The sequence below is a fragment of the Acidovorax sp. LjRoot129 genome, assembly GCF_964253765.1.
GTDB lineage: Bacteria > Pseudomonadota > Gammaproteobacteria > Burkholderiales > Burkholderiaceae_C > Acidovorax.
Genome location: NZ_CAXUSE020000001.1, coordinates 5116505 through 5129236 on the forward strand (window position 1 = coordinate 5116505; position 12732 = coordinate 5129236).

Consider the following 12732-nt stretch of genomic DNA (forward strand, 5'->3'; position numbering starts at 1 on the left):
CGGAACCACGCAGCATGACCGCCCGGACAGCACGCTGCCCGTTGCCGCCGCAGCCGAGGCAGCGCGCGTGCTGCAGGGTGCCGTGGTGGCTGCCTTTGGCTCACGCAAAGCTGCCCGCTTCTACACTGCGGCACCATCTGCTTCACCGCTTGAAGGAGCCCCGCATGCACCCTCGCTGGACCTGCCTTTCCTCCCACATCGCCGCAAGCCTGCTGGCCTGCCTCGGCCACGCCGCCGTGCTGGCCCAGCCGGCCACCACCGGCGCCTGGCTGTGGCGTGAGGCACCGACCGCGGCCGAGCAGGTGCTCGACATTGCGGCCTTCCAGGCGGCAGACACCGCACTAGCCCAACAGTTCACCGACGTGCACAGCGCCGTGGTGGTGCAGCGCGGGCGCGTGGTGTATTCGTTTTACCGCGATGGCGACGCGGCCCGGCTACGCGACACGCAGTCGGCCGCCAAGAGCGCGCTGTCGGTGCTGCTGGGCACAGCCCTCGCGCAGGGCCGCATCGCCAGCGTGGACCAGCGCGTGCTGGACCTGGTGCCGGACTGGGCCGCCGCCAACTCCGACCCGCGCGCCGCGGGCATCACGCTGCGCCACTTGCTCACGCTCACGGCCGGCTTCGCGGTGAACGACGCCGGCGGCACCGCCCCAGCGCTGGCGCCGCGCGATGCCTGGGCGCGCCCGCTGGCCAGCGAGCCGGGCAAGACGTTTGCGTACGACAACTCGGTGGTGCCGCTGCTCAGCGCCGTGCTCGAGAAGGCCACGGGCATGCCGTTGGCCGACTACGCGCGCCAGCAGCTCATCGGCCCGATGGGTTTTGCCGAGCCTTCGTACCAGCGCGGCCTCCACCTGCGCACGCTGGACATGGCCAAGCTCGGCCAGCTGTACCTGCAGCGCGGGCAGTGGAACGGCCAGCCGCTGGTGCCCGAGGTGTTTGCCGATGCCTCGGTGAAGGTGCAGAACGCGGGCGGGCCGCCGGTGGGCCTGTCGTACGGCTACCTGTGGTGGGTGGTGCCGTCGGCCGAACCGCGCCCAACCTTCATGGCCAGCGGGTACGGCGGCCAGTTCATCTGGGTGTACCCGCCGCTTGATCTGGTCGTGGCGACCACGTCCGGCGTGTCGGGCGGCAGCCAGCAGCGCGGGCATGCGCTGCAGTGGATCCGCACGCAGGCGTTTGGGGCGGCGCAGAAACGCGCGCAGAGCGAGCCGCGCTAACGGCTTCAGGTTGTGCGGGCCGCAATTTGAATCAAATAGGCATCTAGCGCTTATTCAGCAATCGCTATTAGCTACACAATCAATAGCAAACTCTCGCCACCCAGATCATGGCTGCTTGTTCACAAACGCCACCGTCAGCCCCTTGGCCGTCACGGTAATCGGCCCGGGCTGCAGCCCCATGCCGTCGAACACGGCCGTGTCCTGCGGGCGCAGCTGGTGCAGCGTGACCTCGCCCAGCGACTGCGCGGCCAGCACCGGGCCGTAGGCGTTGATCAGCTCGTTGACGGCAGGCTTGAGGGTAGGGAAGTCCAGCCGCCCGAGCTTGATCTGGTGCGCGCGCAACGTGCGGTCGCTGGGCTCGTAGCGCAGCGCAAACTCCACATCAAAACTGCCCGCGTGGCTGCGGCGCAGGGCGGCGCCCGCGGCGTCCACGGCCATCAATGCGCCGATCCGGTTGACCTCGGGCAACAGGCGCAGGCGTGGGGCCTGCAGGGTCAAGTCCAGCAAGCCCTGCACCGGCACGCTGCGCGGAAACTTCTGCGCTACCGCCTCCTGCAACTGCTCCAGCGGCACGGTGTAGCTGGGCTGGGCATAGGCCGCCTGCAACCCGGCCAGCGCCGTGGCGCCAACGGCCAGGCTGCGCAGTGCGGTGCCCAAAAAACGTCTGCGGTACACCATGGAGAGAGGTCCTTTGTGGGGTGGAGAGGGCCGGGCTCGGCGCGGTTGCGGCGGCGGTCGCAGTGGCAAGGGCGGAGCCCCGCAATAATCTGCGGCATGACGCAGCCACCCCTTCACCAGCGCCAGGTTTTCGCATCGCCCTGGCAAGGTGTGTACTGCACACAGGCTGAAAGTTCCCGCCACTACGGCCGGCACTGGCACGCAGTCTACGGGCTGGGCCTGCTGGACCACGGCGCGCAGAGCTCGGCCAGCGGGCGCGGCCAGGTGGATGCCTACGCGGGCGACCTCATCACCACCAACCCGGGCGAGGTGCACGACGGCCAGCCGCTGGGCAGCACGTCGCGCCGCTGGCGCATGCTTTACGTGGAGCCCGGCGCGCTGCACGCGCTGGCCGCCGAGGAGCACGGTGGCGCGGCGGGCCAGGGCGACATCGCGTTCACGCGCCCGGTCATCCAGGATGCCGCCCTGGCCCAGGCGCTGCACACGCTGGTCACCCGCGTGGCGCACTGGAATGCGCAGGGCTTGCTCGCCCCGCACGGACCGCCTCCGGCCACCGCGACCAGCGCCGTACACCGCCTGGCCTGCGAGGAATCGCTGGCCCAGACCTGCGCCCTGCTGCTGCGCCACCACGCCAACCTGGCCCCGGTGCCGGATGGCACGGTCCACGCAGCCACGGCGCTGCAGCAGGTGCGCGACTGGCTGGCAGATGCCCCGTTGGCGCCCCCCACGCTGGCGCAGATGGCCGCGTGGGCGGGTCTGAGCCGCTACCAGCTGCTGCGCCGGTTTGCCGACGCTTACGGCCTGCCACCACACGCATGGTTGCTGCAGCAGCGCGCCGAACGCAGCCGCCACCTGATCCGCCGCGGCGCCAGCCTGGCCGATGCCGCAGCCGCCAGCGGCTTTTCCGACCAGAGCCACATGACGCGCATCTTTGCGCGGCAGTTCGGCTTTACGCCCGGCGCGTGGCAAAAGGCGCATCGGGCATTGCGCGCGCAATAACGTTCAAGACCCAGGGCGCCCAACCTTCGAGACTGCCCGCTGATTTCTCATCACTTCAGCAAGGGTGTCGTTCATGTCGGATTCATTCAAGGGCCAGCTGCTGTGCAGCCTGGCGATGGTGCTTGTGGGCAGCACGGTGGTGGTCAGCAAGATCATCGGGCAGGACATCGAGCCGTTTCTCGCCACCGTGTTGCGGCACGCGCTGGCACTGCCAGTGTTTTTTGCGCTGATGCGCTGGCGCGGCCAGCGGCTGCCGCGCGTGGGCCGGCGCGACGCGGTGCTCCTCACCGTGCAGGCGGCGGCCGGCAGCGTGGGCTATTCGGTGCTGCTCATCCTGGGCGTGACGCTGGCCAGCGCGTCCGACGCCGGCATCGTGGCCGGCACGCTGCCTGCGGCAGCGGCGCTGTTCTCGACCCTGCTGCTGGGCGAGCGGCCCGGCGCGCGGCTGATGGTGGCGATTGCACTGGCCACGCTGGGCGTGATGGCCGTGGCGTTCACGCCCGAGGCCGGCACCGGCCCGGCTGCGGGCGCCACGCGGCTCACCGGCATTGCGCTGGTGCTGGCCGCTGTGGCGTGCGAGGCGGTGTTCATCCTCGCCAACAAGCGCCTGTCGCGGCCCATCCCTGCGCTGGCGATGTCCACGCTGATGTCGGCTGGCGGGTTGGTGCTGTCGTTGTTGCCAGCCTGGTGGCTGGCGCGCGGCAGTGGGGCCGCATCCCTCATCGCCACGCCCGCGCCAGCGTTGTGGGGGGTGCTGTACTACGCGTGGGTGCCCACAGTGGGAGGGTTCTTGCTGTGGTACGCGGGCAGCGCCTGCACCAGCGGCGTGCGCGCGTCGCTCGCCACGGTCTGGCTGCCGGTGTCGGCGCTGCTGCTGTCCGTGGTGGTGCTTGGCGAGTCGGTGCGCGCCTGGCAGTGGGCGGGGCTCGGTTGTGTGCTGGTGGCGATGGTGCTGGCGGCGACTGGCAGAGCCGTGCGGGAGCGCTGACACAGCGCTGCCTGCAGCGTGCAGCGCCCGAGAGTCCGGCCGGTGCGCGCCGGACCAGGCAGTTACCGCCCTACCACCGACCAGCCCGCTTTCTGGTTGTTCCTGTCGTTCTCGTATTCCCACGCCGTACCGCAGCGGTCGCACACGTAGCGGGTGATGGTGACGGTGCCGTCGCCGCGCTCTTCCTGGCGGTTGCCGCGCTGCACCAGCTCGGCGTGGCCGGGCGCCTTGCGCCAGTTGCGCTGAATGCCCTGGCAGGGCTCGCACAGCGACATGGGTTTGAGTTCGTTCTGGCGCGCGAGGTCTTTCGTCATGGGAGGCTTTCTTTTGTCGTGTTCGAAGGGGCGGTTGGCGGCCCGGCTGGGGGGATGACTGTAGTGCGAACCGGGGCCGGGCAGTGGTCCGCCCGGGTGGTGGTGCCGCATTGCCACGGCATTTTTGAGGCTCCAGAGGCCTCCAGCGCTTTATCTGTAAGCACTGATAGCTATTAAATATATAGCGGTCAGCTCTGGGCGAGAGTTTTGTCCATGAGCGCGTTGCGCAGCACCACGCCCGCACGCTCGACTTCGCGGCGCTCTTGCACGGTAAAACCCTGTGCCGCAAAAAACGGCTCGGCCGTGAGGCTCACATGCGCCCACAGCCGCGGGATGCCGCGCTGCCGCGCCTGCGCATACAGGTGGTCCATGAGCGCACGCGCCACGCCCTGCCCGGCAAAGGCCGGGGACACAAAAAACTGGTCGATGTAGCCTGTGGGCTGCAGGTCGGCAAAGCCTGCCAACGCCTCGCTGCCGTCCATCTGCGCGACGTAGGGCTGGTTGGCCTGCATGCGCTCGGCCCACTGCGCGGGGTCGTGCTGCTGGGGCGCCCAGGCGTCGCGCTGTTCAGGGGTGTAGTGCTGGCGGGCCAGGCCGTGCACCGACGCATGGAAGACGGCGCGCAGCGCGGCCTCGTCGCCGGGGCGGAAATTGCGGATGAGGATCGAGGGCATGGGCAAAAGGTGAAGGCGGATCGGACGGGGCAGCGACCGGCTGGGCGCACGGCGCCAGGCGGCGGCACGGGGCACAAGGAGGCCACGCGCACTGCGCCGAAAAGGGCGCGATTGTGCCGCAAGGCGCCGGCCGCGCTGCTCCATGCAGTTCCAGGCACTGCGTAGCCCGCAGACGGGCCTGGGCGCGGTGGCTGACAGAGACCGACCGCGTAGGCCGTGGCGCACAGCAGCTTGGGCGCGCCACCACCGCGCCGGCCCGCACCGTGCCGATAGCATCGGCCGCATGCCCGCTAGCCCCGCTCCCGCCAAGTCCTCCACGCCAGCCACCGCGCCCAGCCCGTCGCCCCTCGTGCTGGCCGCCATCGATTTCGCCGCCCCGGCGCACGAGGTGGCGCAGCGCCTGATCGGCGTGACCTTGCTGGTCGATGGCGTGGGCGGCCGCATCGTGGAGACCGAGGCCTACGACCAGGCCGATGCGGCGTCGCACACCTTTGGCGGGCCCACCGCGCGCAACGCGGCCATGTTCGGCCCGCCCGGGTGTGCGTATGTCTACCGCTCGTACGGGCTGCATTGGTGCGTGAACACCGTGTGCCGCGAGGCCGGGCACGGCGCTGGCGTGCTGCTGCGCGCGCTGGAGCCCACCCATGGCATTGATGCCATGCGGGCGCGGCGCGGGCTAGAGGACGTGCGCCTGCTGTGTGCAGGCCCGGGGCGCCTGGCGCAGGCGCTGGGCATTGATGCCGGTTTCAACGGCCGGCCACTGCACCTGCCGCCGTTTGCGCTGCTGGAGCCCGAGGCAGCATTCCCGCTCGATGTGGTGACCGGCCCGCGCATCGGCATTTCGAAGGCGGTGGATGTGCCCTGGCGTTTTGGCCTGCGCGGATCGCGCTATCTGAGCCGGGCGTTTGGGGCGCCCGGCGGCCGCACCCAAGCCAGCGGCGCGGCCTGAGTCCAGCTAGGAGCCGGCACGAGACCGGTTTGTCGCGCGTTGCAGCCGATGCTCCTTCTGCCGCGCAGGCTCCCAGATGGCGCCACGGTCAGCCCGCAGCCATGCGCAGCCTGCGCGCGGCGTCTTCGTCCCGCGCGTCGTCAATCTCGCGCAGCACGGCCTGCATGTCCACATCGACGTGGGTGGGCGCATAGCGGCCGGTGAGCGGGGTCTCGTTGGTCAGCAGACCGCTTTGGTACAGGCTCCAGATCTCGGGGCCGTACTGCGTGCTGCGCAGCTCGGGCGCGAACTGGCCGAAGAATTCGCGCAGGTTGGCCACGTCGCGCAGCAGCATGCGCTGGGCGTGGTTGTTGCCGGCGGCATCCACCGCCTGCGGCAGGTCTATGATGACCGGGCCGTCGGCGCCGGGCTCACCGTCAGCGCCTGGCAGGTGGGCCAGCAGGATGTTGAACTCGGACAGGTCGCCATGGACCACGCCGGCGCACAACATGCGCACCACCTCGGCCACCAGTGTCGCGTGGTGGGTGCGGGCGTCCTCGGGGCTGAAGCTCACGTCGTTCAATCGTGGGGCCGCGTCGCCGTGGGCGTCGGTCACCAGCTCCATGAGCAGCACGCCGTCGTGAAAGTTGAAGGGCTGCGGCACCCGCACGCCCGCGGCGGCCAAGCGGTAGAGCGCATCGACTTCAGCGCTTTGCCAGGCGGCTTCTTGTTCTTGCCGGCCAAACTTGCTGCCCTTGGCCATGGCGCGGGCCGAGCGCGAATTCTTGACCTTGCGGTTCTCGGTGTAGTCGACCGCCTGGCGAAAACTGCGGTTGTTGGCCTCTTTGTAGATCTTGGCGCAGCGGGTTTCGTCGCCAATGCGCACCACGTAGACCATGGCCTCCTTGCCGCTCATGAGCTGCCGAACCACGGTGTCGATCAGGCCTTCCTCGATCAGGGACTGCAGGCGGGGAGGTGCTTTCATCGGTCGTGTGCGCAAGAGGGAGAACTGGCCATTGTCGCTGCAGGGTGCTGCGAGGGCCTTCAGGACCCCAAGAGAAGGCCTGGCGCGGGCCAGGGTTGAACGACAATCCGCCGGGCCCGCGGGGGCAGTGCCAAGCCCGCGCGGTCGCGTCAGCGCCCCCCTTCTTCTCTTCAGGAGTTCCCTTCATGCCCTTCCCCATCGCGCACGCTGCGCGCGCTGCCCGCCCATCCCTCTGGCTGGCCTGCTGCGCCCTGGCTGCGTTGCCTGTGATGAGTGCGGCAGCCGCGGGGTTTCGCCCCGGCGCCTACGCCGCCGAACTGGGCACCACGCCGGTGGTGTGCGTGACGCAGCAGCACATGGCCAGTCTGACAGCGACAGCCTGGAAGCAGGCCATGCAACAGCGCGGCACCACCTGCACCATCAGCGAATCCGCCCGCCCGATGCCCGGTCACGAAACCTGGAAGGCCAGCTGCACCGGCCCCGCCCAGGGCGCCGTCGGCAGTGCCGTACAGCTGTACCAGTTTACGGTGCACGCCGACGGCGAGAAGCTCGTGATCGACAGCGGCGCGCAAACCCCGGCCGGCACGCAGGTGTTAAAGAAGGCCTTGTTCGGCACCTACCAGGGCGCATGCGCACCGGGCACACCGCCGCTGGATGTGTGGGCGTACCTCGACAGCCAGCACCAAAGCCAGGTCGCGCCCGCGCAGGCCGCCGCACGCAAGGCCGTGGCCATCGACCTCATCCGCTGCGGCAATGTGTTCAACGGGCTGTCGCTGAGCGTGGTGAAGAACCGGCAGGAGGGCATGCGCTCGGCAGCCGCGGCAGTGATCGGTGCCGCGGTGGAGCTGCACCCTAGCGAGGGCGATTTCCACCTGGACACGCTGAAGAAATCCGCGCCCGAGGTGTCGGCCGAGCTGGTCGGTGCATCGCCCGAGAAGCGCTTTGCGCTGTACCAGTCGTGCAGCCCGTACCTGGAGCCGGACGGTATCGACAAGGCCGTGCAAAACCGCATTGCGGCAGGTGCTGCTGCGCGCTGAGGCGGGGCCACTGCGGCGAACACTGCGCGCCAGCCTGGCCGCTTAACGGCACCCACAAACACCAACGCCCCGCACCACACAAGCGGTGTCGGGGCGTTGGGTACGCGAGCCGCAGGGCTGCCGCCTACTGGTCCAGCTTGGCGGCCAGCATGTCCCAGCTGGGGTAGGAAGTGGCGTCCAGGGTGATCGCACCCTTGCCCGCAGAAAACCTGAAATCGGTGGTGCCGGTGCGGGCAAATTCCAGCGTCTTGAGTTTGCACACGGCCGCTTTGGACGGGGCATCGTTGCAGTGGCGCGGACTGTTGTCGACGATGACGCCAGCGGCGTTGCGCACTTGGCGCAGTTGGTCGACGGTTTGAAAGCTGCCCTGCTTCACATGCATCTTCACATGGCAGCCGCACGACTGCTTGAGGGTGCTGGCGGCGGTCTTGACGGCAGGAACCACCTCCGCGGTGTAAAAGTCGCGCTCGGCTTTGCCGGCGTGGGCCAACGATGCGGCGGCCAGGCCGAGGATTGCAATCAACAGAGTGTGTTTTTTCAAGGTGCTCTTTCAATGATGGCTTGAAGCCTGTTCTTGGAACTTGCGGCCGCTGCCCCTCCCTGGCAATGCGGCGCAAGCGCTTCAAATTGTGCTGCCAACACCGCCGCGCACTGGCCGTGCCGGGCCCACGCAGCCATGCATTTTTGGCAAGACGTCATGCAGGCGCAGGCCCCGGAAAGCCCGCCCCTCAGCGCTGCCTTGTGGCGCGCGCTGGTCCTTATGAGCCCACGGACGGGTCGTGCGTGCTGCCGTCCATCACCACCCTGCGCAGCCGCTGGTGCAGCGCATCAGCCCAATCCACCGGCAGCTGGTGTTTGGACTGCAGGTAGTGGTGCGTGAACACGTCGAGGTACGCCTCTAGTGCCTGCGCCGCATGCGTCTCGCCCGCGAGCTCCAGGCACAACGATGCGACCTCGGACGTGCAGAAATGGTCGTCGCGCGTGGAGCGGCGCAGCCGATAGCGCGAGATCTGTTCGCTCTGCAAACTCAGCACCGGAAAGCGGTCGAGGTACGGGCTCTTGCGGAACATCTTGCGTGCCTCGGGCCAGGTGGCGTCGAGCAGGATGAAGAGCGGGCGCGGTGCGGCACCTGCGGCTGTAATTGCGACATCGCCCACCGCAAGATCATCGGCCGGCGGCAACTGTGTCACCACGCGCGCCGCATCGACAAACTCGCCCGGGAACACCACATACGGCTGCCACTGCGGGTCGGCCAGCAGCGCTAGCAGACCGGGCTGCACTTCGGTGCGCGCCCAGCCAAAGGCAAACGTGTCGGGCACCACGTCGGCGATCAGCCAGCCTGTGTTGCTGGGCTTGAGCGGCTCGATGTCAGCCATGAGCAGGCACATGCCCGCGCGGGTGGGCACCACGGGGCGCACACTGCACAGGCAATGGCTGGGCACCAGGCGGCAGCCCGGACACCGCTCGCCCTTGATGCCGCCGCGCGCCAAAAAGGGCTTGGCGCTGCGGGCCAGACGCTCAGTGCGCAAGCGGGATACGGCGTGCGGTAGGGCATGCCGCGCGAAGGCGTTCAAGTTGGGATCGAGCGCCGTCACTGCCCGCCCGCTTGTTCGAGCGCAAACAGCGGCAGGTCGGCCTTGCGGCTGAGCCACACTCCGCCGCCGAGCTCGATCGCGCCCTCTTGCAAGCCGCGCCGGTACAGCTCGGCGCGGTGGCGGAACACGCGGTTGTCGGTCAGGTCTTCGTCGATGATGTCGCGCTCGTAGTCCTCGCGCGAGACGGCCTCGACGTACAGCGCGCCTTTGCTCAGGCGGCCCAGGTTGTGCAGTGCAGTTTTCAGGTCGGGCGGGCTCAGGTAGGGCAACACGCCCTGGCAAATCACCAAGTCAAATGGCTCGCTGGCCGCATAGTCCACCACCGAACCCTGCTGCCAGCCAAAGCGTTCGCACAGGTAGGGGCTGATCTCCACGCCCTGGTAGCTGGCCAGCGGAAAGTGCTGCGCCATGATGTCCTTCCACAGGCCAATGCCGCAGCCTACGTCGAGCACCCGCTTGACCGGCACGCGCAAATACTTGAGGTAGCTGCACACAAAAGTGCCCAGGCGCTCCATGTGCGCCGGGTCCACCACGCTGGTCTTCTTGTCGAAGTAAAAGCGCTGGTAGTAGGCCTCGTCGAAGGTGGTGGCGCTGGCGGATTTCAAAGGCGGGTCCTCGTGTCTTTGGGGGATGCGCACCACCCGGTGGGCGGCAAAGCGAAGCGGCCAAGTATCCCCCACGCATGCTGGCGTGCCATCGCAGCGGCACGCTGCGGTAGTCTGTCGCCCCATGGATTCGCTGATCTCCGCCGCCGCCCGCGCGCTGGCCGCTGGCGATGCACTCACCGCCTTGCAGCGCGTGGCCCTGCGCGACGACCCACCGGCCCTGGCTTTGCGCGGCATTGCCATGGCCCAGCTGGGCGAGCACCCACGCGCCCGCGAACTTTTGCGCCGCGCCGCTCGCGGCTTTGGCGCGCACGAGCCCGTGGCCCGCGCGCGCTGTGTGGTGGCCGAGGCGGAGGTGGCCTTGGCCCTGCGCGACCTGGCCGGTCCCACCCACACGCTGATGGCTGCCGCCGCGATCCTGCAGGCCCACGGTGACATTGCCAACGCGCTGCAGGCCCGGCTGGTGGCGGCGCGCAAGCTGATCTTGCTGGGCCAGCTGGACGACGCCTCGGCTGCGCTGGCAAGCGCTCAAACCGCCGATCCGGCAACACGACGGCCCGCCTCGCTTGTCGCAGTGGCCGAACTGGCCGCCGCAGAATTGGCGCTTCGCTCATTGCACATCGATGCGGCTCGCACAGCCTTGCAGCGCGCGCAACTGGCGGCGGACCAATCGGGCGTGCCCGCCCTGCTGGCCGAGGTGGCGCAGGCCCATGCATTGCTCCACCAGCCCGCCGCTCGCCGCCTTGCCAATGGCGCTGAACAGATGCTGCGGCTGGACGACGTGGCAGCGCTTCTGGCATCCCCCATGCAGATGGTGGTGGACGCCTGCCGGCATGGCGTGCGCGCAGGCGAGCTACGGCAGCCGCTGGCGCGCCGCCCCGTGCTGTTTGCACTGGTGCGTGCACTGGCCGAGGCGTGGCCCGGCGATGTGGACCGCGAAGCCTTGATCGCCAACGTCTTCCGCACGCGCCACCCCGACGAAACTCACCGCGCCCGACTGCGCGTGGAAATCGGCCGACTGCGCGCATTGATCGCGCCGCTGGCTGGCATAGAGGCCACGCCGCGCGGCTTTGTGCTGCGGCCCCACGGTGGGCGCGATGTGGCCGTGCTGGCGCCGCCGGTGGAGGGCGAACAGGGCGCGCTGGTGGCGCTGCTGGCAGACGGCGCGGCCTGGTCCACATCCGCCCTGGCGCTGGCCCTGGGCGACAGCCAGCGCACCGTGCAGCGCGCATTGGCCGACCTGGAAGCCACCGGCCGCGTGCGCGCCATCGGAAAGGCGCGGGCCCGGCGCTGGCTGGCTGCGCCGCTGGTGGGATTCACGACGATCTTGTTACTCCCTGCTGCGCAGCCGTTTGCCTAAAGTGGCTTCACCGCCCAACGCACACGCCCATTGCCGTGCACCGGACACCCACCCAGGAGCCACCGACATGACCACAGCCACCCACGACACCGCCTGCAGCAGCGACCTTGCCGGCACCCCGCCATCCCACCAATACCTGCCCATCGCGGCCCGTGCCCCCGCCGAGGTGGTGCGCGAATACGGCCCGTTTGACAAAGCCAGCGCCATCCACGGTGTGACCTACGACGGCCAGCGCGTGTGGGCCGCCACGGGTGAACAGCTGGTGGGTTTTGACCCGGCGAGTGGCGCCACCACGCGCACGCTCAACGTGGTCTGCGACGCAGGCACGGCGTTTGACGGCACCCACATCTACCAGATCGCTGAATCGCGCATCGACAAGATCGACCCCGCCACCGGCCAGGTGCTAGCCACCATTCCCGCGCCGGGCGGCGGCAATGATTCCGGCCTGACCTGGGCTGAAGGCAGCCTGTGGGTGGGCCAATACCGCGATCGCAAGATCCACCAGATCGACCCCGCCACGGGCACCATCCGCCGCACCATTGAATCCGACCGTTTTGTGACCGGTGTGACCTGGGTGGAAGGCGAGCTGTGGCACGGCACCTGGGAGGGTGAAGAAAGCACGCTGCGCCACATCAACCCTACCAGCGGCGCGGTGCTGCAGCAGCTCGACATGCCGCAGGGCATGGGCGTGAGCGGGCTTGAATCCGATGGCGCCGACCTGTTCTACGCCGGTGGCGGCGGCAGCGGCAAGGTGCGCGCCGTGCGCCGGCCGAGGGCGCCCAGCGCCTGAGCCGCCGGAGTCATCACTTGGGCGGGCGGTGCAGTGCGCAGAGCTTGTTGCCATCCGGGTCGCGCAAGTACGCCAGGTACAGCTTGCCCGACGGACCTTCGCGCCAGCCCGGCGGGTCTTCGCAGGTGGTTCCGCCGTGGGCCACACCTGCAGCATGAAAGGCGTCGGCCTGCTCGGGCGACTGCATCGCAAACCCGATGGTGCCGCCATTGGCAAACGTGGCGGCCTCGCCGTTGATGGGGGTGGAGATGCAGAAGGTGCCGCTGGGACCGCGGTAGAAATAGCGGTTCTTGTTGGCCACGCCGGGTGGCACGCTCAAGGTGCCGAGCAGCGCGTCGTAGAACTTCTTGGACACCTCCAGGTCGTTCACTCCGACCATCACATGACTGAACATATTGCTTGTCTCCGTTAGCGCCCCGATGGGGGCAGGTTGTGTGCGGGGGGATGTTACGTGCTGGCCGGTGCGCCGCGGCGTCGTCGGTATATTGGCCGCCGCGCTTGGCTACGCGGCGGACCGCAGCGGTCCGAGGCTGCAGCGGGGCCAAATTTGAAGAAAAAATGG

15 protein-coding genes are annotated in these 12732 nt (G+C 68.9%); 7 read left to right on the forward strand and 8 right to left on the reverse strand.

Annotated elements, in window-relative coordinates:
* Positions 1–164 precede the first annotated feature (164 nt).
* Complete coding sequence (locus ACSQ3Q_RS23450; RefSeq protein ID WP_436136704.1) at positions 165–1217, forward strand: serine hydrolase domain-containing protein; 1053 nt, start codon at positions 165–167, stop codon at positions 1215–1217.
* 105 nt (positions 1218–1322) lie between these two features.
* Here the strand turns inward: ACSQ3Q_RS23450 and ACSQ3Q_RS23455 are convergent, their stop codons facing one another.
* Entirely contained in the window at positions 1323–1895 is a 573-nt protein-coding gene (locus ACSQ3Q_RS23455; protein WP_436136705.1) for a DUF1439 domain-containing protein, read from the reverse strand.
* A gap of 96 nt (positions 1896–1991) precedes the next feature.
* Between ACSQ3Q_RS23455 and ACSQ3Q_RS23460 the strand changes: the two genes are divergently transcribed.
* Together ACSQ3Q_RS23460 and ACSQ3Q_RS23465 are read left to right on the forward strand one after the other, a co-directional pair.
* The gene (locus ACSQ3Q_RS23460) at positions 1992–2894 is read left to right on the forward strand and encodes a helix-turn-helix domain-containing protein (protein ID WP_436136706.1); all 903 of its coding nucleotides are present in this window, start codon (positions 1992–1994) and stop codon (positions 2892–2894) included.
* 73 nt (positions 2895–2967) lie between these two features.
* Positions 2968–3882 carry a DMT family transporter gene (locus tag ACSQ3Q_RS23465; protein WP_436136707.1) on the forward strand — a complete coding sequence of 305 codons (915 nt, stop codon included), beginning with the start codon at positions 2968–2970 and terminating at the stop codon, positions 3880–3882.
* A gap of 62 nt (positions 3883–3944) precedes the next feature.
* Here ACSQ3Q_RS23465 and ACSQ3Q_RS23470 read toward each other — a convergent pair whose 3' ends face one another.
* Both ACSQ3Q_RS23470 and ACSQ3Q_RS23475 read right to left on the reverse strand, forming a co-directional pair.
* Complete coding sequence (locus ACSQ3Q_RS23470) at positions 3945–4196, reverse strand: hypothetical protein (protein WP_436136708.1); 252 nt, start codon at positions 4194–4196, stop codon at positions 3945–3947.
* A gap of 188 nt (positions 4197–4384) precedes the next feature.
* Entirely contained in the window at positions 4385–4870 is a 486-nt protein-coding gene (locus tag ACSQ3Q_RS23475) for a GNAT family N-acetyltransferase (RefSeq protein WP_436136709.1), read from the reverse strand.
* Between the two features lie 283 nt (positions 4871–5153).
* On the opposite strand from ACSQ3Q_RS23475, the gene ACSQ3Q_RS23480 reads away from it, so the two are divergent.
* Positions 5154–5819, forward strand: a complete 666-nt coding sequence (locus tag ACSQ3Q_RS23480) for a DNA-3-methyladenine glycosylase (protein ID WP_436136710.1) — start codon at positions 5154–5156, stop codon at positions 5817–5819.
* Between the two features lie 88 nt (positions 5820–5907).
* Here the strand turns inward: ACSQ3Q_RS23480 and ACSQ3Q_RS23485 are convergent, their stop codons facing one another.
* On the reverse strand, positions 5908–6783 hold the full coding sequence (locus ACSQ3Q_RS23485; protein ID WP_436136711.1) for a PA4780 family RIO1-like protein kinase: 876 nt from the start codon (positions 6781–6783) through the stop codon (positions 5908–5910).
* A 185-nt stretch (positions 6784–6968) separates the two neighbouring features.
* Between ACSQ3Q_RS23485 and ACSQ3Q_RS23490 the strand changes: the two genes are divergently transcribed.
* Entirely contained in the window at positions 6969–7820 is an 852-nt protein-coding gene (locus ACSQ3Q_RS23490; RefSeq protein ID WP_436136712.1) for a hypothetical protein, read from the forward strand.
* 124 nt (positions 7821–7944) lie between these two features.
* Here ACSQ3Q_RS23490 and ACSQ3Q_RS23495 read toward each other — a convergent pair whose 3' ends face one another.
* From ACSQ3Q_RS23495 to ACSQ3Q_RS23505, 3 genes are all read right to left on the reverse strand, one after another.
* Positions 7945–8361: a hypothetical protein gene (locus ACSQ3Q_RS23495; protein ID WP_436136713.1), complete on the reverse strand. Its 417-nt coding sequence runs from the start codon at positions 8359–8361 to the stop codon at positions 7945–7947.
* Between the two features lie 217 nt (positions 8362–8578).
* Entirely contained in the window at positions 8579–9415 is an 837-nt protein-coding gene (locus ACSQ3Q_RS23500; RefSeq protein WP_436136714.1) for a tRNA-uridine aminocarboxypropyltransferase, read from the reverse strand.
* A complete protein-coding gene (locus ACSQ3Q_RS23505; RefSeq protein WP_436136715.1) occupies positions 9412–10020 on the reverse strand; it encodes a class I SAM-dependent methyltransferase in 609 nt (202 codons plus the stop codon). The genes ACSQ3Q_RS23500 and ACSQ3Q_RS23505 overlap by 4 nt, the downstream gene beginning before the upstream one ends.
* Before the next feature lie 124 nt (positions 10021–10144).
* Here ACSQ3Q_RS23505 and ACSQ3Q_RS23510 point away from each other — a divergent pair, with 124 nt between their 5' ends.
* On the forward strand, positions 10145–11380 hold the full coding sequence (locus ACSQ3Q_RS23510; protein ID WP_436136716.1) for a helix-turn-helix domain-containing protein: 1236 nt from the start codon (positions 10145–10147) through the stop codon (positions 11378–11380).
* Between the two features lie 67 nt (positions 11381–11447).
* Complete coding sequence (locus tag ACSQ3Q_RS23515) at positions 11448–12170, forward strand: Vgb family protein (protein ID WP_436136717.1); 723 nt, start codon at positions 11448–11450, stop codon at positions 12168–12170.
* A gap of 13 nt (positions 12171–12183) precedes the next feature.
* Here the strand turns inward: ACSQ3Q_RS23515 and ACSQ3Q_RS23520 are convergent, their stop codons facing one another.
* A complete protein-coding gene (locus ACSQ3Q_RS23520) occupies positions 12184–12564 on the reverse strand; it encodes a VOC family protein (protein ID WP_436136718.1) in 381 nt (126 codons plus the stop codon).
* Between the last annotated feature and the right edge of the window lie 168 nt (positions 12565–12732).